The organism is Legionella sp. 16cNR16C (genome assembly GCF_021297775.1).
Classification (GTDB): domain Bacteria; phylum Pseudomonadota; class Gammaproteobacteria; order Legionellales; family Legionellaceae; genus Legionella_C; species Legionella_C quinlivanii_A.
The window spans coordinates 658,863-683,747 of the sequence record NZ_JAJTMX010000002.1 but is presented as its reverse complement, the minus strand read 5'-3'; the positions used below and the strand labels follow the sequence as shown (position 1 = coordinate 683,747).

Here is a 24,885-nt window from a genome sequence, read left to right as displayed (position 1 = left end):
CGGAGTTATTCTTTCCAGGCTTTTTCCAAAGCACTCAAGTCCAGCTTTTTCATCTTTAGAAGCGCTGCCATCACCCGATCAGATTTTGATCTATCTCTATCCTGAATCCATTCGTTTAATATTTCAGGAACGATTTGCCAGGATAGTCCATATTTATCTTTCAGCCAGCCACAGACTTGTGCCGATTCATCGCCATCTTTACCCAAATGATCCCAGTAATAATCAATTTCTTCCTGGGTTTTGCAATAAACCTGTAATGAAATGGCAGCATTGAATTGAAATACAGGGCCGCCATTCAATGCAGTAAATCGTTGACCATTGAGCTTAAATTCGATAGTCATGACGGTGCCAGCAGGCATCCCATGCTGATCCTGCCCTACATTGCCATAATGACTTGTCTGGCAAATTTCGGCATCGGGAAATATTGATAAATAAAAATTAACCGCTTCTTCGGCATTTTTATCAAACCATAAACAGGGAATTATTTTTTGCATTCGTTGTCCTTTAAAAAAAAGGAGGCATTCGCCTCCTTCTATCAGGGGGGAGATTAATTAAAGCGCCATGAAGCAACACCCATCACACCATTTTGCTGTACTCTATCAGCCAGCTGACCAGGAATGCCTGCGCCGTGTTGCCGTTATAATCGGCACGCAGATACTCATCGACACGCGGGAAAACTATATGTCTTGCCGAGTCGAACTCATTCCATCCGTAGGCACCGCCCGCGCGAACTACCCAGCGATCCATACGCGCACTACCATAAAGACCCAGGTAGTAAGTGTCCACATCCACAACGGAGTTACGCTGACTGACCTTGTTTCTTAATTCGCTGTAGCCACCGAAAATACCCACGCGAGTCACATCAGTATTGGCGTCCGCACCGATGAAAATACCACCGCTATTGACTCGAACCCGAGCATAGTTATTGGTACCATCACGATGTCCCCAGTTACCCACTCCTTCAGCCCAGAAATTGATTGCACCATAGGGACGATTCGGATCTTTCTGATAGTCCATTGGCGAGGTCAATCGATTTAACATAGTATTTTCAACAAACTGACCAGCAGTGATAAGGCTTGAAGTCACTGACGCCAGGGCTTCGCCTGAAAGACTGTTTAAGGCTTCCTGCGCACTCTGAATAGTTGGAAGATTTAAAATCAGCGTTTTTAACAAGCTGCTATCGGGTAAGGACTCAAGGGCATTACCTACAGCCGATTGATTAGGCGAGGTTGCGACACCTGAAATCGGTAAAGCAGTACGTCCAATTTGCAGATTGACGTTATTGGGACCATACAGCAGATTGAAGCTTAAGAATGGCAACACGGGCAAGGTACCTGCAAATGTTCCGGAAACACCACCGGTTGCAGTCAAAATACCATAGGTACCCATTACAAAGGGCAAGCCATTGACACTGATGACGTTCACTAAGCCACCATTCAAAATAGCACTTCCTGCCACCTGAATTAAATCGGATTGACCGAATGGGTTGACCTGTACTTCAAAAATGGAACCAGGATTCTGGATTAAATCCCCTAATACATTGAGTGTTCCAATGCCCAATCCCAAGCCTGGTGCGATAGTGCCGTTAATAATTGCATCGCCGCCTACCGTGCCAACACCTTCCAAACGACCGCCGAGATTGACGAGAACGTCGCCTCCAACACTGCCATTAAGCTGCAAAAGTCCCTCATTTACGGTTGTAGTTCCTGTGAAAGGATTAATTCCATTCAATATCAGACTGCCCGGGCCATTTTTTATTAAATCACCGGTTCCATCAATGGAGCCGCCGAAAATGCCAGCACCGATGCCTGCGATAATCAAGTCATTGGCACCGAGAAGAATCTGGCTGCCGCCTACGCCGTTCAGATTGCCAATTAGCTGCGCGCCAAGAGCGGCAGATATATCCAGAGTTGCGCCTGGCTGGGTTAGATTGAGAGGACCATTTGCAGAAAGGCTTCCTCCTGCACCGACCGCCAGAGTACCCTCAGCAATATTGGTTCCACCAGTATTCGTTGACGCACCGGTTAATAATAACACTCCTGCACCTGCTTTAGTCAGAGCGCCTGTACCGCTTATACCGCCTGATAATGTCAATAGTGGTTCAGTGACCAGCGCGGTTAATCCGCCCGCAGCTAAAAGAATTGGATTTGCTAAATCAAGACCGGTTACAGCAGGCTGAATGATACCGCCGTTGCCGGTAATCAAGCCAAACCCAAGGGAGGTATTGGTATCGATAATCGCATTACCACCATTTAATACCGCATCGAAATAGCTGCCAGGACCGGAGACATTCCAGGTGCCGCTGTTAAGGACTAAATGTTGGAAATTGATATAAGTACCGGAAGGTGCCGAGCCTACTCCAGCAGTTCCTGAGCCAGTTCCTGTTACGGAGTTTTGTAGAATTAAGGTGTTATTACCGCCAAAACCGCCGTCAATGACGCCTGTTGGTGCAAATAATACGCCTAAACCTAAAACAGGCAGATAAATACCCAGACCGGTGCCGGTTACTGTCGAACCAGTTACAGCGGTAAAGGTATTGACGCTATTCTCTCCCATTGAGAGACCGCCAAAAATGCTGCCGCTGTTGATAAAGGTATTCCCCTGGCCCGCTGTGCCATTGGATTGAAATGCCATACGGCCAATAATTGTGCCTGTATTAATGCCGTTGACTTTAGCACCGCCATAAGCGGCTAATACAGGGATATCATCAGGAAATAGCACCGCCCCAATTAAAGGAACGCCATTGATCAAACCATTATTGACTATGTTGGTTACACCACCAACTCCATTTTGCACGGCCAAGGCCATACCGGTTAAATCGGCAAGAGTAACCCCGAGAACCCCGCTGGTACCACTCATGTAACCATTGTTAGTTACGTTGACATTGCTGGGATTCGCATTACCAATGTAAGTGCCTGTTGAAAGAACATTCAGCAAACCCAGGAGTGAAGGATCGATAGTTCCGTTGTTGTTTAAAGTAATATTATTTCCTGGCAGAGCCAAAGCAGTTCCGCCTAAACCGAGAAGAACACTCAGATAAGCACCGCTTTCGACGTTAACAGTCAGATTATTTGCAGCGGAAAAAAATGAGGGGTCCAATGGATTAGTTGGGGGAAGACAGGTTACCACATCGCCATTTTGCGGAAACGCTGGAATACAATAGGCATTAGCGGCGTTCGTATTTAATAATCCTGCACAGGTAGCGGCCAGGATACTCATGCTAAGTTTACTTAACATACCTGAGCGCGGTTTTTGATCAGTTACATCTCGATTAGAAGCTTTTATTTTCATGAACATTCCTTGTTTAAAAAATACTGACTTCACGAGAGTCTTCATCAGACTGTGTCATGTCATCTCGAACGCAGTGAGAGATCTCCGAATGCTGGCACAAACCTGGATTAGGGAGATCTCTCACTGCGTTCGAGATGACGGCTTCCTTATAGTCCTCTCTCCCTCAGGGAGAGAGTTAGAGAGAGGGCTTCAACTTTCCATGATTTTTTGAAATACCTGCAAAAACCCGTCAAAACCATGATAGCGAGAGGCCGTGAGAAGTTCAGCAGTCAAAGTTTTGCGTGACGCATTCAGAATTTTACTCAAAGAGTCTCCAGGCCCCAGATCCACAATCAAATCATACTGATATTCTTTGATTAAGTTGCAGACATTAAACCAGTCCAGGCATTCCTGCAACTCCAGACCCAGCAAATCCCTTTCCTCTTCAGCTTTGTAAATTTTCCTTAACTTCAAAGGGCTGATAACAGGATATTGCATGACATCAGCCTGAAAATTACCATTTAAAAAATGCTGAAACTCGACACTGGCCTGCCTGTAGAAAGGAGTATGTGAGGGCAACTGAATATTTAAAAATTTTATAAGCCTCAGACCTTCTGTTGATAGCCTTGAAGCAAGGCGTTTTAAATCAGCACATTTTCCACCAATTACCAGATGCTGAGGCGAATTGATAATCGCTATGTAGCAATGATATTCAGCTATCAATATTTGAATAGCCTTCCAGTCAAACTCTCCTTTAACAGTGATTAAATCATAATCCTCTGTTCCAGAGACTAAGGTATTCATTAACTGGCTTCGATGATGAAGCAGTTCTATTATTCGTTCAGGACTGGCATTGATGCTTGCTAAAAATGCGCTGGCTTCTCCCAGACTGTAGCCAGCCAGTTCGACCTGATGATTAGTGAGCAAGGGCTTTACTCTTGCAAATAAAATCAGTTGATAACAGCCAATAATAATCTGTACCCATCGAGGATTATCAATAGGGAGAGGCTGTGATAATAAATCCAGTTGCGCCAGAGAAGAAAAGGTTCCAAGTAAATCGTCAGCCTCATCACCCTGTTGAAAAAAATCAAAAAGTGTATTGTTCTGATACCCCTGCCCCGCAAAAAGGAATAGAATTCTCACGATTGCCTTCCAAAAATCTGCCGAAGAAAAAAGAGCAAACCCAACATATCGGCTACTCCCCCTGGACTAATATTGGCCTTTGAAAACAAGCGATGCAAATCATCAGCTGCGCGGATAGACTGTTCACGATTATTCGCTGAAATACTTTGCCGGATATGGCCACGGGCAAAAGCCAATCCCTCAGGACCTGTGCGGTACAACACATTAATATCATCCAGGTTCAACAAAAAGTGCTGATAGGCCAGCAAGCCAAAAAACAGGCTATCTCCCTGGATTGGAGATAACTCTGCATAAGCATCAAATACCAGTGCATATCCATCGATGGCTATTTGTCTTGCATCATTGACTGCGTATTTTTGTCTGACCACAACACCGTGAGTATTCAGGTTAGTATGCTCTTTCTGCAAATATTCAGCCCATTGTTCGACTATTGCCGATTGCAGATCCCATAAAGAAAACTCGCGGAAACGCCGGCTCAGATTGCAAATGGTCGCACATAAAATACCCATTGAGAAAATTGCACCGCGGTGGGTATTAATTCCTCCGGTAATCGACTGCATGGTCTTTTCCGCCTTGATTCCCAGCGGTACCAGATTCCGCGGAGCTAAATCCTCGGCAGCATGGCAACCCAAATGAACAAAATAATGTCTTAAACCGAACAAACTGCGAAAGAATAAACTGCCATCCATATCCGAATGCGCACCGCTGTCAACAAAACTTACCAGTCCTGGTTTTGGATACAAAGCCACTTCATCATATAAGGCTCGCACCGCTCTTTTGGCAAAATAGCGGGCAATCTGCGAAATGCTAGTTAATGAGTGATGGAAATGAGGCATACAGATTGTCTCTTTTTAGCAGGCTCAACTCATGGATTGATTTAAACAAGAGGGATTCTCCGGATTGTTGCAATAATTCCCTCCAGGAACAGTCGCCTAGTCCCGCAAAACGGATTTCTCCGTCAATCCTTTGTTGTGGAAATCGCGCCTGTAATTGGGCGTACAGGCTTTTCAAATCCGATAAGGACTGCTCCTTATAGTCGATCAACAAATCCAGATCGGACTCCGCTTGAACATAGGGCTCTTTTGTCAGATACTGCCAGCAATAGGAGCCATAGACCTTAATTTCATAATCCAAATCCGGAAAAAGCTCCCTTAAGTCAGGCAGCTCGCTGACTCGGCTTATCGCTGAACAGGATAGAATAAAACTGGCGCGTATTTTCTTTACCTGCTCAGCCTGAAAATAAGGAATGGCCAGCTGAATCTGATGGACAGCAAGATCTGGAGGCTGACGGGTCATAATGAGTGGATAGCCGCATCCTTGCCAATGTTTAAACAGACTTAGGTTTTCCGGTGAACAATTGATATCCGGTACTGCCTGCTTATCGAGATAGCATAAATTATGTCTTAGATACCTCATAAATTTTCAATACTTTTTATAATATCGTAAGCTTCTTTTCGCCCGCCGTATAATTTGCCAAGTTTCGCGCGGTTATCTTCTTTAATCTCTGGATCTTGCAAACAATTTAATAACTCGCTGGCAACATCATCAATAACCAGCACCTTATGTAATCCTCCCAGACTGTGGAAATTCTCAACTCCCGGAGCAAAAACAGGGGAATTTTCGCTAATCTTTCGTAGTATATCGATATCGATTTTAGTGACCCTGGCCATCCCTTCCAGCCACATAACTGCGAGTTGAGTTCCTTCCAAAGCATAGATACGATCAGCCATCATGCCAAAAGCGATAAAACTCCCTCCAATCGCCTGATTATAAACCAGAGTAATCAAGGGACTGCCTGTTTCACGCGCCAAATGCAAACACTTTAGCAAATGGGCAAAACAGGCATACATTCCTAGCCATTCATCCCGCATGGATAATTTTTGTCCTGTCACATTGGTGAGTAACACAATGGGATCTGTATTGTTGCTTTTGATAATCGACAGGACATGGCTTGCCATTTCCATCGCTTCATCGACACCGAAATCCGTGTCCTCTACCGTACCCAGTATATTAAATCGCCTGCCTTGAATGATTCCGCTTCCATGAACCACATGTTGATTAATCTCTGTTTTGTTGCTGTCAAAGCATTTTTCCAATAGATCTTTCAATGAAATTTTATTGCTGGACATGTTGATCTTCCTTAGCCAAAGCTAAAAACTGCTCATCCGAACAATTAAACACATCATGCGCGTAAACGTCTGGATGATATTGTTTTAGCCACTCGCCTTCTTCCTGACAATTACCCGCAGATGAAATTCGTTTTTGCAAGAATTCATGTTCCGCGAGCAGGGAATCCAGATCCAGCTTTTGCGTACAGGAGGATTGCATACATCGTTTGATAGCGTCTAAAACCGCTGACATTTTATGGCCGCTGTATTCCTGAGCCCCTTTTTGCAGGTATCGCGTTCGACCACCATAAACTCGCCATACCAGGGGGCGGTTGCCGCTGTCAAAGACCTCAGCTCCTTTCACTGCCTGAATCACCTCTGCCCCGGACACACCGATACGGGCATTCTGGCTGACAATCAATGAATCCAGTGTACCGCTGATAATGCCCATGCCGCCATAGGCCCCATTATTTCCACAAATCACACCAATTGTTTTTATTCCTGCAGTTCGGGCGTCAAGAATGGCACGAATGATTTCGGAAATTTCAATTTCACCGACATTGGCCTCCTGTAAGCGAACACCTCCACTGTCGATTAACAACAATATGGTTGACAGCCCCTTCTTGATAGCATAACGAATCAGTCCAATGAGCTTCGCACCATGTACTTCCCCTACTGCACCGCCAAGAAAATCTTTTTGCTGGGCAGCAATTGCTACTCTCTCTCCATCAATTGAGGCTGTTCCAATCACCAGGCCGTCATCACTCTCGACTTGTATCTCAAGCTGTGGCAATGTCGGGCTCGGCGTATTTTGTTCCAGCAGAAACTCCTGGAAGCTGTTTTTATCTACCAGAGAATAAATACGGTAACGAGCTGTTGCCTCGGCATAATTATCTTTAGTTTGATAGCCAGTTTGATAGGTTTCGATGGCCTGTCGCAGGCGCAATGAAACCACAGGAGGAGTGGCACCGGCATCATTCAGGCAAATAGTAAGCCCGGCATAGGGATAATCCTCGACGAAACGCTCAATAACCGCATCCCAGGTCGGTTTAAAACCGGATACCGCGGTGTTGACTTTGATTGTAGTCTGTTTTTTATTGCCAGCCGCTTTGACAATCACTTCGAGATTTCCGGAACCTGCAACCCCGACTTTGATTAATGGGGCTTCTGGAAGCGTTTGTGACAGATCAAAGCTATATTGATACTTTTCCATAATTCCTACCAACTTCTGAATTTATTGGGAGGACAATACAGTCCTTTTGAGATTTCAACCAAATCATGAATACTTTTAGCCGCCAAAAGATCGCGATCCGCTTCTTTCAAGGAGATACCAAGATCTTCCGGGCGCTGGATGATACCGCGCGAGCGAAGTTCATCCACCTTCGTCTTATCGCGGCCTAATCCCATTGGGGTATATCCGGCCACACCGCGAACCGCTTGCTCACGTTCATCCGCATTCCGGCATAAAAGAAGATTCGCTATCCCCTCTTCGGTGACCACATGCGAGATATCATCACCATAAATCATAATAGGCGGTAAATCGGCATTCATTTCTTTCTGTAATTCCCAGGCATCCAGTTTTTCAACGAAAGTCGGCTTTCCAGCACTCTGAAATGTTTCCACCATTTGAATCACCAGTTTGCGTCCACGGGGCATCGCCTGAGAATCATGGCTATATTTTTCCTGACCCGCTTTAAGCCATGCAAAGGAAGAATGACGCCGCCCCAGGGTATCGCAGCCCATATTGGGTGCGCCGCCAAATCCGGCGATGCGTCCTTTGGTAGCAGTGGAACTATTAGCCTGTGCATCCATTTGCAGGGTCGCCCCAATAAATACATCGCAGGCATAGTGACCGGCTAACTGACCAAACAGGCGATTTGAACGCAATGAACCATCTCGGCCTGTAAAAAACACATCGCTACGCGCCCGCACATAGTCGTTCATCCCTACCTCACCGCCTACACAGAAAATAGAACTGACAAACCCGCTCTCGATAGCAGGAATTAAGGTGGGTAAGGGATTAACCATCCAGTGCTGACAAATCTGGCCTTTTAATCCCAAGCTCTCCGCATAGGTAGGAAGAATAAGCTCAATGGCGCAGGTATTGAATCCCACACCGTGGTTCAGACGATTGACCCGATAAGGGGCGTAAATCCCCTTAATCACCATCATTGCCATCAGTATTTTAACTTCATCAATTTGAGCGGGATCGCGGGTGAATAAAGGTTCGATATAGGAAGGCGTTGGCGCCTTGACAATCACATCCACCCAATCTCCGGGGATATCGACTCTGGGTAATTGATCGACAATTTCATTGACCTGGACAATTACCAAACCATTTTTAAAGGCCGTTGCCTCGACAATGCTCGGCGTTTCCTCGGTATTGGGACCCGTGTATAAATTCCCCGCATGATCCGCTTTGTCGGCGGTTATCAGTGCGACATTGGGGGTTAAATCCATCGCATAGCGGGCATATAGCTCATTATAAGTATGGATGTTACCAATTTTTAGCTGGCTTCGCTGGATCATTATCGCAAGACGCGTTGCCTGCGGTCCGGCAAAGGCAAAATCAATTTTTTCAGCGATTTCGCGTTCAAATAAATCAAGGTGCTCCGCCAGCGTTACTGCCGATTGAATCATGTGCAGCTTATACACTTTTTCCGGATTCACCGCACATAAACTGCGTGCTAAAAAGTCAGCCTGCTTCTGGTTATCTCCTTCCAGACAGACTTTGTCGTATGGCCTGATGGCCGCTTCGAGCAAAGGCAGAATATTTTTGATAGAGGTAATCTTGCCATTTTCCAAAAATGGCCTGATATCGCGAAGTCTGGCTTCATAATCCTGTCGATTCTTATTCCAATCCATAGTTTTTCATAAGCAGCGGTTTGTAATTTACTGTAGCATGAACCGATTACAGCAGAAAGCAAAGCCTTAAAGAATTGCATGAATCCTATTTACGACCAGGGCTGTAATCGGGGGGTATTTCTTTATGTATCTTTTGGCGTGTTCTTACTGGCGCGGCCCTCTCATTTGCTTGAATGGACGCAGGGGATTCGGTTTGGAGCGGCTCTTGCAAGTTCAATTCTTTTTTAGCTGCCTGCTTTCTTTTTTTGTTTTGTCCACTGAAAAACGTTGGATCAGTATCGTGTCGGCCAGGAGTACGTTGGCGTTTAGCCTCTCTTGTTGGAACATTGCCCTCCTCCTTCGTCTGAGCTGTTGAAGGCGACGTTTCCTTGCTGCTCTTAAGCTTGTCATGCTGGGTCAATTCTTTCAATAGCTTATTAATCTCCGCCGAATAGGCGAAGGATTTTTGTGCAATTTTATTCAGGATCACCTGGCAGTGCGCCCATTTTTCCTCTGCTATCAGTGAAGAAAATTTTTCAGAGGCGCTGCTTTTGTGAGCAAGCAATTTAGATAATGCAGGAGGGCTTATATCTTTAATTAGCTCCTCAAGACAATCTGTCGTTTTTAGCTTCAACGCCCAGTCAAAAACAGTCAGCCCATCATCATCTTCAAGCATGAGGTTGACTTTTTCTTTTCTGAATAATTCAATAATTTTTCGTCTTGAATTGGCATCACCGGAACTCACTCCATAATATTCCCCGGCCATTACCATATGAAAACTGGATAAGCCAGCTCTTCGAGACTGCATGGCAGGATCAGCCTTCATTTTTAATAATGCCTCGACTCCTTTTGCGAGCCCCAGATAGGAAGCTATCATTAAACTGCTGAGCCGCTCTGTGGTGCTATTTTCCTGCAATTCATTTTCGGGGGTGATAAACAAAACAGGAAGATCCGGATGTTCGAGAGCTCTTACCTCCTTTTTCCCTGCCAGAATATCCGCTAAAGCGATGGGCAGGATTGCTTTTTCGACCACATCAAAATACAAACCATTTAATTCACCAGGAGTCTCTTCGCTTTCCCCTTTATTATGAAATAAAACGGCTGTCTTTGAATATTCCTGCTGGTATTTGTGAAGCAGTTGCTGTGAATTATAGGGTCCATCGGAATGATGCAGGAAGACTCTTTGAATATCCCCATAATCATAGTCGTCTGAATAATTAACCAGGATCTGTTCTCCGGGTTCGATATCCCTTACCGCCATCACGACTATTTCAAAACTAACCTTTCCATCTTCTGTCCTGATTGGCCGCTTGCGAAATTCCGCATTCGGTGTATGTTTACTCTCATTGAAAAATCGGGCAACGTTTCCGGAAAGCCTGGCATCAATAATCGTTTTTGATTGGCCAAGCCGCATGAAATAATGCGTATTGAGCTCCTCTTTTGGGATGCTGTTTGCATCATCTTCAGTAATTCTCGCTCCCTCGTAGACACAGAAAATTTCTTTGGCTTTTATTCTTGTTCTGGCCAGAACGCCTTTCCCTCCGAATAACAAATTGATACCCGTTACATCCAGTTTGGAGTCCAGATCAGCGTCATTATGCTTATAGGTAAAATTTTCCTCTGCAGCCAACTGCTTTTGATGGTCCTCGATGTCCATATGAAAAACTGGCGGCTCCTTAAAGTCTGAGCCTGCAAGACTGTCAAAATCCACTTCCTTATCTAATGAAACCAGATGCGGGTTTTCTTTTACAGGAGCAGTGATTTGATCTTCATCAACTATCTCTTCTATCACTTCCTGGATTTCCTGTACTTCTGGTTGAATGACAACCGAAGCCGCGCCTTTTTCTTCTATCGTTTCTCTTTCTTTAGTAACTGGTTGAGCAGGCGCAACAGGAGTTTGAGTCCTGGGGCTATTGAAAATCGCTATCATCTGAGGCGTATTAGCGTATACGGACTTCCACAGCTGCATATTGATTAAAAAAAGATGATTTGGTAATTGATAAAAAGAAGTCACCCTGTCGCTCTTTAACAGCTCCTTATCTTCTTCTGATTCTACTTTTACCAGTTGTTCAAAATGATTTCTCGACAAAGTTTCCTTGGTACTGACTAAATCATATGCCATTATTATCAGCGCTTTGGCGTGCCAAAGCTTTCCCTGAATCGACTCTTCTTTTATCCTGTTGCCTGAAGGCGTATTGCCTGGGAGACGTTTTACCGTGTCCATGGAAGCGGTAACAGTAATAGTTGACTTAAGTAATCCCTCAGCCGCTTTCACAAGTGCAAAAAAAAGACTGACTTTATCAAGAATGATTCTGCTGATCCTGTCATTTTGAACGACTAGAGGAATGGTTGATTTTAGCCCATTGTAAAGCGAGATAATCTTCTGATAATCTGCACAGGCAGCATCTGTTAAATCCCAATCCTCTATTGCATAATGCTTTTTCAATTCATAAAACACGATAAACTCGAGAATTGCAGAGATGGGTACTTCCGGGTGTTGTTTTGTTATTTCATCAACCACCTTGTCATCAAATGAAAGCGTATCAATCATAAATAAATCCATCGATCTTGTTGCTTTAAATTATAACACAAAGCAAAAAATTGGTACGATAAGTACTTAAAATATCAGAATTGTTATCTGTAGGAGATCCCTCGCTTCGCTCGGGATGACGTGGGGGCTAGCTCGGGATGACCTGGGGTTTAGCTCGGGATGACCTGGGTTTAGCTCGGATGACCTGGGTTTAGCTCGGATGACCTGGGTTTAGCTCGGAATAACCGAGGGGTTACGTTAGTAATCGACAAAACAAGTTAACTTGCTTAAGCTGCTCAAGTGAAACGGCACTCGCATCAGGTAGCGAAGGGGAGTAAACAACGATTGCCAGACATTTAGCCCTTGATACCGCCACATTGAGCCGATTCTTATCCAGCAGAAAGTTTAAACCGCGTGGTGATTCTTCCCCATCACTGGCGCACATGCTAAGAAATACAATGGCTTCTTCCTGCCCCTGGAAGCGATCCACCGTTCCCACTTTGGCTTTTGGCCCTAAACTGAATTGAAGTTTATTGACCTGATGATTATAGGGTGCCACAAATAACATATCGCTCCAGCTGATGGCTCTTCGTGTACCATCAGTTTCAATATAGGTTCGTCCGCATAATTGCTGAGCCAGTGTTTTAATAACCTCTACCTCTTCTTCACTTGCCTGAGTATTACCTTCATGAACAACTGGTACGGCAATAATTCCAGCCTCTTTATTCAAAACCCCCTCATAGCCTTCAGGTACTTCAATAATCCGTTTGTGATTAGAAGACGCGGTCTCAAGCTTTCCCTCATAAATCATTTCACTGATGAAGGCATTGACAGCCGGGTGCATACGATAAGTCGTACCTAGAAAAATACCGCATTCCTCTGAAATCGTAGGGCTATGATGGAGTAAATAATCCAGAATTGAAGAACCGCTTTCTTCCGGATGATTTCCCTGGCAAGGCTGCGGTAACTGCATCTGATCCCCCATTAAAATAATATTGCGGGCGGACTGACTCATTGCGATTAAATTAGCGACGCTCACCTGCCCTGCCTCATCAACAAACAGATAATCAAACTGCGCCTCCAATTCGACTCTGGAAAAGCCCCAGGCTGTTGAGCCGATAACGCAAGCGTCCTGCAGCTCATCAATCATGTCTTTATTTTTTACCAGTTTAATATTTAATCGCTCCAGCATGCCATCGCTGTCCTTCGTGGAAACAAAATGCCCTTTAATCCCGTTTTCCTGACAATATTCCGCGCTACAGCAAAGCAAGTGATTCAAAGCCTTGTAGGCATTAGAAGTTACTCCAATTTTCTTACCCTGCATCAGCAATTCAGCGATGATATGTTTGGCAGTATACGTCTTCCCTGCTCCTGGCGGGCCCTGAATAACCAGATAACTGTTATCAAGATTTAAGACTGCATCAATTATTTGTCTTAATCGGGTTGCCGGATCATGGCTTGGCGCGATAGCCTGCCCCGGGAATCTGTTTTTTATGCGCGGATAGGCTCGGCTTAAAAAATCCCCGATCGCCGTATTAAAGAGTTGATTCTCTATAAACCTGCCGGCCTGTGCATAAATGGCAGCAGGAATTGGATCAGGATTAATATAGTCATCCGGGATAAGCGTAATGGTTTCATTAAGAGCTTCCTTCATCTGCAGCGTGATAAATCCTTCATTAATTCGACTGCCTTCCTTTTCGAGAGTCACTTTCAGATTTCTTCCATCAGCGCCCTTTTTCCCTAACACATAATAAGAACTTGAATTGGCTTTGAACTCCTGCCTTGGGTCAAACTTGTATTCATAAGCCAGATTTCTTGACTTTGGTGTGGGTAAATAAGGCTCCCTCCCTGTTCGCGAGCATAAAGCCAGGCATTCAATATCTTCCAGCAGCTCTTCTTCATTCATGTCCATTCGTTCATACAACTTCCAGATTAGCGGTTTCCTTTCCCGACGATGGAACTCGAGACACCATGCGAGTAATCTCGCCATAGCGGCTTCCTCGGGCTGGCTCTTTTGTATCAGTGTTTCCGAATGATCCAGCAATTGATTACGCAATGTAATCGCCTGTGTCACTGCCTCTTTAAGTTCAGGATCCACCAATTCATTGTTTCCGGAATACGTAATTCCAGCTGCTGATTGCCTGTCTCTTAACCAGTCCACCAGTTCCTGGGTTGAATCGCAATCATCGCGATTATAGTCCCGAATCGATTTCAGGATTTTCGAGGACTGCCAGTCATGGCCATCAGGATTTTCTCGCCAATGCTCATAAACTGCCACTGAATCGCCGCCACTCGCCACCTCAGTCTCTCTTTTGGGTCGATAAAGATGTTCTATATTTTTTATTGAATAACGTGGCTCACCCACCAGCAGTGCATTTTTCACAATTTTATATAAATCGACAAAAACCCCATTACGAAGCAGTTGATCCACCTCGTATTCGCAAATGCCATAACGTCCCATTAAACGACGGCAGGCACTGATTTCATAACTGGCATAATGATAGATGTGCATGGAGGGATCCTGAATCCATCGCTGGTACACCCATTGTATAAAGCGGTTAAAACAATCCTTTTCCTCTTCTGCGTCATGCGCCCAGAAATCCTTGTATTGTCTGCTGCCATCTTCAGCAAAATAAGTGACTCCCCAAAGGTATTCCAAACCACCCTCATATAAGGGATCGCCCTCGATATCAAAAAACACATCCGTCTTACAGGCTGGCGGCAGTAAATAGAAACCCGTATCTTCAGGATGCTCCAGAATCCTGAACAAGGGAATTTCTTTATTTTGACTGGCCTTCTGAATAGCGGCCTGAGCTTTTAGACGCGCCAATGTTTGCCTGTTGATTCCTTTCACATTATCTCCAGACTCAATCAGACTTTGCATGGTCGAAATCCCTGCTTTCTGCAGTTTTCTGATATGGGTTTTGCGAATATTGGCAACCTGGGCCAGATGATCCTGCTGGAAGAATATCTGCTTTGCATAGGCGCTCCATCGCTCATAAGAGCCAGACAGAGAAGGATCAGGACATTGGTCAGGATTGAACCCTGAGTGTGCCGCCAGAAATTTCTTTTTTAAATGCAGGTAATAATAAATATATTCCCTGAGTGCAAGGCGTTTATGTTCTCCTGAACCCAAAGAAACAACGATATTTTCCGGTCTTTTTCCCTGGATAGTTTCCAGCATTTCAGAATAACAGCAGAGCTGTAAAATAAACTCTGGCTTCACTGATTTTGCCAGCTTGCTGTCCCAGACTTCATAATGATAGTCACCCAATACGCTTTGTCCGGTGACCTTGACCAGAAAATCAGCACGCCCTTTGAAAGGAATTAATGCCAGTGGAGCCTGATAAATTACATCAGCTCCAGCCCGCATCGCCTCGATGCTATCCTCTATACGATTGCTATCCGCGAGATTCGTCACACGAAGACCCTGGGCTTCAAATTTCAGCAGTTCTCCTAATTCATGGAGCACTCCCTCTTTCTGCAAAACGGCAGTCATCGAATCATTGACATCCGGCTCTGGAGATAACTCAGGATGGGTTACATGAAGATGCTCCATCCAGGAAGCGAAAGGACTTTTGCTAAAAAGACTTAAATCGGAAGGAGAGAAAATCAGTTCCCCGGCTTGCAGATGCATGGAATACTCCGGTTTATTTAAACGTTCTGAGCACACTATAATATTCGCAAAGCGTTTCTGCGTCACTTCAAGAACATCAATTGCCTAGCAGGCCCCCTCGCCCGCGGAAGAAACTTGAGCAAAATACGTATTTTTTTCGCGTTATTCCCTCTCCCCAGCCCTCTCCCGCGCTTACCAACTGGATTTTAATCACTTTTCTTGCGCGGGCGAGGGGGCACAACTCATACATCTTAATGGCCAAGAAAAACTTAACGCTAATTGAAAGGGCGGAAATAACCAGTTAGGAACAAGCCGTGACACATTGTTATAGCAGCTTACTCAAAAGACTGAGGCTTGGCTCTGGATTGTTTAAGTTGTCCCTGTCTGGACTTTTCGTCCAGCATTTTCTGCTTTGAGCGCCGCGAACGCCGCCTTTTCTGCCGCTTTAATTTTTCAATGTGCTGCTGCTTTTTTGATTTCTCATCGCTGATTAAGGCATTTAATTTTTCGCAGATTCTCATCCTGGCAAAATAGCGGTTGTCCTCGCGGCTTCGCGCATCCTGACATTTGACTTCAATTCCGGAGGGCAGATGTTTAAGATAAACCGTCGAAGCTGTTTTATGTAATTTTTGCCCGCCCTTGCCGCTGCCAATAATAAACTTTTCCTGCAAATCGCTGTCACTGATTCCAAGTCTCTCCATCCACTCGCTTAAACTGTTCCACTTGTCATTGTTAATCATAATTGCCTCAACGTCATCCTGAACGAAGTGAAGGATCTCCTGAATCTGGCTCAGTTCCAAGCAGCTTGAGATCCTTCGCTACCCTCAGGATGACGTACCTGGGGAGTTACTCATTTTCTAAAGATAATTCGGCCAGCTCAATGGAGGATATCGCCAGTGATTTCCCTTATATTCTTATAATGTATGATACCCATGTTTATCTCTCTTGATATGTTCCATTACTTTCCTTTTCTTGTATCCGAAACAGCGCAACAATGGGAACTTAAAAAATTCTGTATTCTGGGAATAATCGTATTGCGAAATTTACTGCCATTGAAGAGGCCGTAATGGCCAACTTTGGGTGCCAGATAATATTGTTTCATCGAATCAGGAAGATTTTTGCATAAGCTGATTACCGATTTGGTCTGGCCAAGGCCGGTGATATCATCATTCTCCCCTTCGATGACCAATATGGATGTCTTTGTTATATCCTGTAATCGAATGTCTTTACCTCTTGATTTGTATCGACCTCTGGCAAGCAAATGCTCCTGAAAAACGGTATGAATGGTTTGCATGTAAAATTCTGCAGTCAAATCCATAGTCGAGAAATACTCAAGATAAAACTGGATTGTTTTAAGCGCTTTATCTTTCTGATTTGTTCCATAATCATGAACAGCCGATAAAAGCGATTCGATATGGCGTTGCATATTCATGCTCATAAAACCGGAAAGCTGCATGAATCCCGGGTAAACAAGCCGCATTGCGCCCGGAAAATGCCCGGGAACCATTGAAATCACATTTTGCTGAAACCAGTCATCCCCTCTTGAAACTGCCAGACGGTTCACTGCCGTGGGCGATTGGTTCGTGTCGATGGGTCCACCCAATAAAATCGCACAATGAGGCAGATGCGGATCATTATCGGTGGACATTAAAGCCAATGCGGCCAAAACAGGTACTGTCGGTTGGCAGACCGCCATTACAGAAAGATCAGGACCTAATTGTCTGAAATAGGAAATGACGTAGTCAATGAAATCATTCAAGTCAAAAGCACCCTCTTTCAGCGGCACATCGCGTGCATTTTTCCAATCGGTGATATAGACGTCATAGAATGGCAGCAAGGCTTTGACCGTGTCTCTGAGTAACGTGGCATAATGACCCGACATGGGAGCTACCAGCAGCATCTTTGGCTGTGTTTCCCCTATGTTTCGTTTTTTAAAGTGAAGCAGATTGCAAAAACTTTTCTCATCCACAATCTCTTCAAACACATCAAAATAATCATCGCCTATCTGAACTTCTTTGATGTCAAATTTAGGCTTTTCATAGATATTGGTGACCATGTGGTATACATAAAAATAACCGGCTAATTCCCGGTAGTTTTTAACAGCCCCCTGAGTGAACTGGCTGATTGCATCAGTCTGCATTTCTGATAAATAGGGAAGTGTCACCGGCAAATCCAGCGAATTCGCAATTCTTTGACAGCGTTTTGACAGGGTCAGGCTGTAATCAGACAGTGGTTGAATAAAGCGCATCAGCCAATCATAGGCGTTATACAAAGAACGATTATCGAGGGGATTGAACAACATGGGAAGAATTCCTTTTTAACGTGTAACTGCTTCCTTGTGTATGCTTAGTATAGTTGATAAAAAACAGCTAGATCTTTTTATTTTTTTCTTTATAAAATGCTATAAAATCATCGACGTTAAGTGCTTTGGAGTAGAACCATCCCTGCCCGTATTCGACCTCTTTTGAATCCAGATATTCAGCCTGCTCAACCAGTTCTATCCCTTCTGCCAGAATTTTGAGATTTAAAGTTTTTGCCATATCAATAATATGAGGGGTTACATTGCTTGTCGCTGAGTCGGTGCGGATACTGGCTATGAAGGATTTATCAATCTTCAAAACATCCAACTCCAGATTATGAAGGTAGGAGAGACTTGAATACCCCGTTCCGAAATCATCAATAGCCACCACATAGCCCAGACCTCTGGCGTTTTGAATCATTTCTTTTGCAAAAGCCAATTCAACAAAAGCACGCTCGGTAATCTCTAACCAGATCTGACGGTTTAAAATAAAGGTGTTAGCAAGTTTAGCCTCGAGGATTTTAAGGATCTGTCCTTTTTTTATGTCGGCCGCACTTAGATTGATTGAGATATGCAAGTCTCGATCAACTGATAGTACCTTGCCCAAATCCGCGATCATCAGGTCAATCACCTGCTCTGTGATCTGCGTGATTAAGCCCTCATTTTCCGCAACCGGTATGAACAACTCAGGAGATATCTCCTTGCCGCTGGCACGAGGCCAGCGGATTAAAGCTTCAGCGCCAACGCATTGGCCTGTTTTCAAGGCTACAATAGGCTGGTAAAGCAGGTAGAGTTTTTTATTTTTTATTGCTGAGGCAAGTTCGCCGGCAATTGAAAGGCGATGCTGTGAAAAATATATAACCAAACCAATAATAAATGCGGAGATTGCAATAGCTAATGGCAATAACAAGCCCAGTTCATTTCTCAACTCATTGTATAATACTTCTCGTGATTCTATTGCTGTGGCAACAAAACCTTCATCACTCGAGGTATAAGCGATAATTTTATCATCGACTTGCTGATAATCCTGCGAAAACTGTTTTACCAGATTCATATCTGGCTGATTACGCTCTGCAATTAATACGCCTTTTTGAGTGGTCAGGGCGATTTGTATTGAATGGTCAACAAGAATATCAAGAAAACGGAGAGGATCTACCAGAATATAGTAATTTCCATATTGGAAGGCTATTAATAACTTGTTATTTCTCACCGTCGATTTTATGTTGAAAGAAGCACCAAATCCTCTTGCTGTAATCAGATCCGGTGCATACTGGGAAACAGGAGTGTTAAGAGCACCCCAAATTGAACATTTTAACAAGCCATTCTCAAAAAAACCGATTTCCTCCACTACCGGATTATCGACAGTCATTTTTCGCATGACGTTTACATGCTCAGGAGAGCAAACGGGCTGAATTTTCAGCCTGTTCAGCTCATATAAAGTTTCCCTGGCCAGGCCTGCTGTATGGCTGGCACGCTTAACGATTTCATCGGTAATGTTTGACAGATGTTTCTGTTCAGCTTGAATGGCGCGCTCAACTGATAAATATAAAACAATGAGGATAGGGATTACTGCCCCGACGATTGCTAATAAGCTTGCAACAATAATCAGTTTTGCACGTTCCAAGGGATTTCCTTATTTTCATTGCTTTGTATGGGCTTTCCCAGGTCCCGCTCACTACGCCCGCTGTCTTGAATCCTGTACAAAATGCAATAAAAGGCAGGAACCAGGAACATGGTAACGATAGTACCCATAGTAAGCCCAAACATAATCGTTACTGCCAATGAAACCCAAAAAACGTCCTGCAATAAAGGAATCACGCCCAAAATGGTAGTTACCGCGGCATTGACTACTGGGGACAGCCGACTGACACCGGCCGATACCACTGCCTCATAGGGCTTCATTCCTTCCGCAAGATTAATATTGATCTGATCAAGGAGAACAATCGAGTTCTTAATCATCATCCCCGATAAACTCATTGCACCCAGCAACGCGATAAACCCAAAAGGAACCCCGGTTATCAGTAACCCTGCGGTTACACCAATCATCGCAAACGGAATGACTGCAATAATAATTAGCGGAGGCCGGTACGAATTAAACAGCATCACAATAATCATTAACATGATCACAACTGCCGGAAATAATCCTGGCTTTAAGGCACTTGCAGACTCATTACTGCTTTTGTATTCACCATCCCAGGTGAGTGTGTAACCAGGAGGCAGTTTAATTTTTTCAAACTGCGGGAGAATACTGTTGCGCAAAGTACTCGCAGTCACCTGATAAGGTGAGCATTGAACAGTGATGGCCCGTTTACGATCCCAGCGCCAGATAATTGGATCCGTCCAGGATAGTTCAATACCATCAATTACCTGCGCCACAGGGATTGTTTTGCCTGAGAGAGCGGTACTCACCTGCTGAGTAGGCAGATCAATTGCTGCACGCTCTCGTTCTGCCAAAGGCTGACGTAAAATAATAGGAATTAAATTATCCTCTTCCCGATAAAGCCCAATGGGAACCCCGTCACTGGCTCTTTTCAAAGCCTGCGCCAGATCGGGACGAGAAATACCTGCCCAACGTGCACGTTCCTGCTGATAGTCAGGAACTACCTGCAAAACGCGTTCACGCCAATCGGTTCTGACATCAATTGCATAGGGACTTGCTTTAAGTATGGCCACTGCCTGATCAGCGAGATTGCGCAGTATAGCCGGATTCGCATTGGCAGGGCCGCTAAAACGCGCAGCAATCTTCCAGTTGTTAAACGCGCCTACCGCGTATTTTCTCACTCTCACCAGCGATTGTGGAAAGGTTTTCTCATTCCATGCCGGTAAACGGGCCACTAAATTATCGACTTCCTGCAAGTCCTTAACATTTACTATGATCTGCGCGTAAGAAGAGTAAGGAAATTCAGATTCAACAGGTAAATAAAATCGGGGCGGCCCCTGACCGATAAAACTGCTGACACTGACTACACCCGAATCGTCCAGAAGTTTTTTTTCCAGGATCTTAACATCAGCTGAAACGTCCTGAATTCTTGTGCCTTCCGGTGCCCAATAATCAATCATGACCTGAAAGCGGGAGGAGTCAGGAAAATACATAATAGGTACAAAGCGAAAACCGACGATGGATAATATTAATAGAGCGATCATGGTCAGGGAAAAAATTAACCGATAACGAATACCAGCTTCAAGCAGCGAACGGTAGACTCTGTAAAACCGACTGCTGTATTGCTGGTTCTCATCCCCGGTTTCCTTGGGTTTGGGCATAAAAGAAATACATAAAAGGGGTGTAACAGTTTGTGACAGCACCCAGCTTAAAAGTAATGAAACCGCAATCACCGTAAACAGACTGCCTGCGTATTCTCCTGTGTCATAGCTTGAGGCAAAAATAGGATAAAACGCCATCGAGGCTACAAGAGTAGCACCAAGCAGCGGCCAGGCTGATATGTCGGCTGCTTCAATAGCCGCGGTTTCGCGATCCATTCCCTTTTTCACACGAATTATGAATCCATCTGCAACGACAATCGCATTATCCACCATCATCCCCATCGCAATGATTAGCGCTCCTAATGAAACACGCTGGAGGTCGATGTGTAATAGTTGCATCACAATAAAGGTGCCCAAGATCGCCAGAATAAGCCCGGAGACGCCTATAATCATTCCCGCAGTAAAGCCCATCGTAAAAGTCAGAACAATTAATACAATGACAACCGCTTCCAGTAAGTTAATTAGAAAAGCATTAATTGACTCTGCAACAATATCGGATTGCCAGGAAATTTTGTGTATTTCGATTCCTTTCGGCAAAGCGGTCTGAATTTCATTGATACGCGCGTCAATTGCCTTGCCAACCTCTACAGCATTTACTCCTGACAAGGGGGCTAAGGCAATTCCAATCGAGGGAAGCCCCGAATAGCGCATTAATTGTTTGGGCGGATCAATGTATTCTTCTTTCACCTCGGCGAAATCTCGAATTCGGATAATCTCATCGCTTTGTTTCTGAGTTTTAACCTTTAATTCAGGCGTGATGGCCAAATCACCAATCGCCTCGGCATTACTAAACTCACCGGTCGGTGCAACTCGAAAACGCTGTTCCTGAAAATCCACAAAGCCCGCATCCACAACCTGATTTTGTAATTTTAAGGTTCTCTCGAGATCAGCCGTTGTGATCCCCGTCTGTGAAAACTGAGTGTTGGAAATGTCTAAATAAATACGTTTTTCCTGAACCCCCCATAAATCCACACGAGCCACACCCGGAACAATGCTTAGCTCTTTTTGCAAAATTTTGGTGTAATGTTCCAGTTCTGCGTAACTGTAGCCGTCTGAACTCACAGCCAGTAGAAACCCAAACACATAGCCGTAATCGTCTCCAACTACGGGCAGACTAGCTCCCGGTGGCAGCTTGTCCTGAATATCTCTTAATTTTTTTCTTAATGTATCCCAGGCCTGCGGCAGGCGATCAGACCAGTATTCGTTTTTAATATTGACCTTGATAATAGAAAGTCCTGGCCTCGAAATAGAAGAAATATCTTTCACTTCAGACATTTCCTGAATTTTTTTCTCAAGCAAATCGGTAACTTCAAGCTCTACCTGCTCAGCACTGGCACCGGGATAATGGGTAGTGATGATCGCAGTTTTTACTGTGAACTCGGGATCCTCCAAACGACCCAGATTAAAAAAGCAGATGGTGCCGGTAATGGTTAATAATAACACAAGAAACCAGGCTACTTTTTTACTTTTGACCGCACTGTTAGCTAGTGAGCTCATTTTTTCTTATCTTCTTGGTTTAAAATGCTAACCACATCCCCTTCCTTCAGACTGTGGATTCCAGCAATCACCAGCCAATCCCCGGCTTTTAAGCCTTTCAGGACGGATAGTCCGGTTGGAGTCAACTCGCCTATTTCAATTTCCTGCTGATGAACGCGGCCGCTTTCTGGATCAACCAGCCAAACGAATGTTTTATCAGTGTCCCCCACGGTCAATACCGCGGATACAGGCACAGTTAATTCAGACTGGGTATTTTTTTTCTGGATTACCCCCTTCGCTTTACCTGCCATTCCCGGCAAAATTTCAATGCCCTTGGGCTGCTGTAAAAGCAGGGTCACTGGATAAGTACGGGTATCCGGAGAAGCTTCGTTACTGATTTCCTTAATCTGAGCGGGAATGGAATGCGTGGGAAAGGCATCAAACTGCACTACAATATTGCTTACTGAGGACATAAGACTAATAGCACTCTCAGGAATTTGAATCACCATTTCAATTTCTGAAATATTAAGCAGCCTTGCCACCTGCTGGTGACTGGAGACCGTCTGGAAATTCTCTACATATAAATTGGCAATCTGACCGTCGAATGGTGCCTTGATAACACTGTCTACAAATGCTTTTTCAGCTAATTCCAGATTGGATTGCGCCATAATCCATTTTGACTCGACCAAATCATAATCTGATTTGGAAATGTGACCTTTACCCACCAGCTCCTTAGCACGCTGATAATTTTGTTTGTCGCGCATGAATTCCGCTTTGGCAGCCTTTACCTTCGCCTGAAAATCTCTGGGATCCAGCTTGGCGACCAGATCGCCCTTTTTGATTTTGTCACCGATTTTAACGGGTAATTCGATAAGTGAGCCGGCCACGTTAAATGAAAGATCGACCTCCTGAGAGGCTTTGGCTTTTCCAGGAAAAAAACGTCCATCAAGTGCTGTGGCATTTCCTATCTGAATCGCCTTAACCGGTCGTGCCTTGGCAGTGGTTTTATTGTTGGTTTCATTTTCGCTGCAAGATAAAAGTAATAAAGCCGCAATCGCGAACCCCGCATAACACAAACCTCTTGGAAACAGCTTCATGATTATCCTTAATTTCAATGTATCTTTTTTTCCGCAGCAAGTCATTGTTGCGTAAACAGAACCAACAAAGCTGTCGTCTTTGCGAACCAAGTGAAGCAATCCAGATCATGGGTAAGTATATTCTTTACCAAACAGTGCTATAAACCCATCAAGGCCCGCTCATGCTCGCAGTTTCGGAGGCCTCAAGCTCAGCATCAGCATTAGCTTCAGGCTTTACCTCATCTTTCAGCTGAGTCAGAGAAGCCTTCATTTGATTTGTAATTGCAACCGATTTCGTTTGCAGGGTTATTCCTGTAACAGCATGGAACAAACGGGCCAAACTATCAAGAATTCCTCTATGTTTTCCTAGGTCGGTTTTTTGCGCGGCTTCAATTTCTTTTGTGGTTTCCTGTTTAAACTCATCAATGGTTATTCGAGCTCTGGCATAGCGTTCTCGTAAATCTAATAGAGTTTTATAAAGCTCTGTAGCTTGCTCACCGACAACACCGTTCTTGCTCGACAGGCGCATACTTTCCTTTTTCAATTGTTCGAGATTTTGGTCGATAATACCCAGATAATTATCTTTTTTTGCTTTAGCATTTTCAAAATGCTCCGCAAAGTCCATCACTTTATCTAAAGAGCTGTTAAGTGCTGACTTTGAATTTTCAAGCTGAGCACTTTTTTCTGCCTGACCTTGCAAGGCTCCAATCAGAAGTGGGTATCGCATAAGATGCTGCATAGGAACGATCGCCACATTTTCTACTGAGCTCAGGGAGATTTTTTCACTAGGATCAGAATGTGCGTCATTATAGGCCTTAACTGCATTATCTATTTGCCTGCTGTATTCTGGCTGGACCAATGCCGCTTTTTCCAGCCGGCTGATAAACTCAGCAAAACGCGGGCTTTGAATCAGCTCCGATAATTTACCAATAACTGTTTCCAGACTGTCGTCCTCATTGGTGATGAGCTGGTCAATTTCCATTTTTTCATAGGCAAGTTTTAAGTCCTCGATATCCTCAATATAAGAATCCATTTCATGATTGTCATCAATCCGATAGAGGAAATCGGAAAGTTTATTGAAACTGGCATATGCCGTTTCAGCTTTAGCAATAATTTCCTCAAAAGCATGGGCTGCCTTGGAATCAGACTTCGCTATCCAATTGGCGCGCAGCTCTTTTTTATCTTTCATTTGCAAAATCAATTATGGAATCTTATTTAAAATATAGATGTTATTTTTTCAAAATAAAATTCATTAATAATTT

16 protein-coding genes are annotated in these 24,885 nt (G+C 44.3%); all 16 read right to left on the bottom strand.

Annotated features, from left to right (window positions below):
- Positions 1 to 5: 5 nt before the first annotated feature.
- A complete protein-coding gene (locus LXA66_RS06910; protein ID WP_233012540.1) occupies positions 6 to 494 on the bottom strand; it encodes a VOC family protein in 489 nt (162 codons plus the stop codon).
- 82 nt (positions 495 to 576) lie between these two features.
- Positions 577 to 3,291, bottom strand: a complete 2,715-nt coding sequence (locus LXA66_RS06905; RefSeq protein ID WP_233012539.1) for an autotransporter domain-containing protein — start codon at positions 3,289 to 3,291, stop codon at positions 577 to 579.
- A gap of 189 nt (positions 3,292 to 3,480) precedes the next feature.
- Positions 3,481 to 4,413: a malonate decarboxylase subunit epsilon gene (locus LXA66_RS06900; RefSeq protein WP_233012538.1), complete on the bottom strand. Its 933-nt coding sequence runs from the start codon at positions 4,411 to 4,413 to the stop codon at positions 3,481 to 3,483.
- Complete coding sequence (locus LXA66_RS06895) at positions 4,410 to 5,249, bottom strand: triphosphoribosyl-dephospho-CoA synthase MdcB (protein ID WP_233012537.1); 840 nt, start codon at positions 5,247 to 5,249, stop codon at positions 4,410 to 4,412. The genes LXA66_RS06900 and LXA66_RS06895 overlap by 4 nt, the downstream gene beginning before the upstream one ends.
- Complete coding sequence (gene mdcG, locus LXA66_RS06890; RefSeq protein WP_233012536.1) at positions 5,221 to 5,829, bottom strand: malonate decarboxylase holo-[acyl-carrier-protein] synthase; 609 nt, start codon at positions 5,827 to 5,829, stop codon at positions 5,221 to 5,223. Before mdcG ends, LXA66_RS06895 begins: the two co-directional genes overlap by 29 nt.
- The gene (gene mdcE / locus LXA66_RS06885; protein WP_233012535.1) at positions 5,826 to 6,542 is read right to left on the bottom strand and encodes a biotin-independent malonate decarboxylase subunit gamma; all 717 of its coding nucleotides are present in this window, start codon (positions 6,540 to 6,542) and stop codon (positions 5,826 to 5,828) included. Before mdcE ends, mdcG begins: the two co-directional genes overlap by 4 nt.
- The gene (gene mdcD / locus LXA66_RS06880) at positions 6,529 to 7,734 is read right to left on the bottom strand and encodes a biotin-independent malonate decarboxylase subunit beta (RefSeq protein WP_233012534.1); all 1,206 of its coding nucleotides are present in this window, start codon (positions 7,732 to 7,734) and stop codon (positions 6,529 to 6,531) included. Before mdcD ends, mdcE begins: the two co-directional genes overlap by 14 nt.
- A gap of 5 nt (positions 7,735 to 7,739) precedes the next feature.
- Positions 7,740 to 9,386 (bottom strand): malonate decarboxylase subunit alpha, encoded by a 1,647-nt coding sequence (mdcA, locus tag LXA66_RS06875; RefSeq protein WP_233012533.1) that lies wholly within the window; start codon positions 9,384 to 9,386, stop codon positions 7,740 to 7,742.
- Positions 9,387 to 9,471: 85 nt separating this feature from the next.
- Positions 9,472 to 11,916, bottom strand: coding sequence for an SET domain-containing protein (locus LXA66_RS06870; RefSeq protein ID WP_233012532.1), 2,445 nt, complete (start codon positions 11,914 to 11,916; stop codon positions 9,472 to 9,474).
- Positions 11,917 to 12,148: 232 nt separating this feature from the next.
- Positions 12,149 to 15,532, bottom strand: a complete 3,384-nt coding sequence (locus LXA66_RS06865; protein ID WP_233012531.1) for a TM0106 family RecB-like putative nuclease — start codon at positions 15,530 to 15,532, stop codon at positions 12,149 to 12,151.
- Positions 15,533 to 15,846: 314 nt separating this feature from the next.
- Positions 15,847 to 16,251, bottom strand: coding sequence for a peptide chain release factor-like protein (locus LXA66_RS06860; protein WP_233012530.1), 405 nt, complete (start codon positions 16,249 to 16,251; stop codon positions 15,847 to 15,849).
- 218 nt (positions 16,252 to 16,469) lie between these two features.
- Positions 16,470 to 17,813 (bottom strand): polyhydroxyalkanoate depolymerase, encoded by a 1,344-nt coding sequence (phaZ, locus tag LXA66_RS06855; RefSeq protein ID WP_233012529.1) that lies wholly within the window; start codon positions 17,811 to 17,813, stop codon positions 16,470 to 16,472.
- A gap of 67 nt (positions 17,814 to 17,880) precedes the next feature.
- On the bottom strand, positions 17,881 to 19,434 hold the full coding sequence (locus tag LXA66_RS06850) for an EAL domain-containing protein (protein WP_233012528.1): 1,554 nt from the start codon (positions 19,432 to 19,434) through the stop codon (positions 17,881 to 17,883).
- Complete coding sequence (locus LXA66_RS06845; protein WP_233012527.1) at positions 19,416 to 22,568, bottom strand: efflux RND transporter permease subunit; 3,153 nt, start codon at positions 22,566 to 22,568, stop codon at positions 19,416 to 19,418. The genes LXA66_RS06850 and LXA66_RS06845 overlap by 19 nt, the downstream gene beginning before the upstream one ends.
- Positions 22,565 to 23,644 (bottom strand): efflux RND transporter periplasmic adaptor subunit, encoded by a 1,080-nt coding sequence (locus LXA66_RS06840; protein WP_233012526.1) that lies wholly within the window; start codon positions 23,642 to 23,644, stop codon positions 22,565 to 22,567. The genes LXA66_RS06845 and LXA66_RS06840 overlap by 4 nt, the downstream gene beginning before the upstream one ends.
- 148 nt (positions 23,645 to 23,792) lie before the next feature.
- A complete protein-coding gene (locus tag LXA66_RS06835) occupies positions 23,793 to 24,812 on the bottom strand; it encodes a RhoGEF domain-containing protein (RefSeq protein ID WP_233012525.1) in 1,020 nt (339 codons plus the stop codon).
- Positions 24,813 to 24,885: the final 73 nt, after the last annotated feature.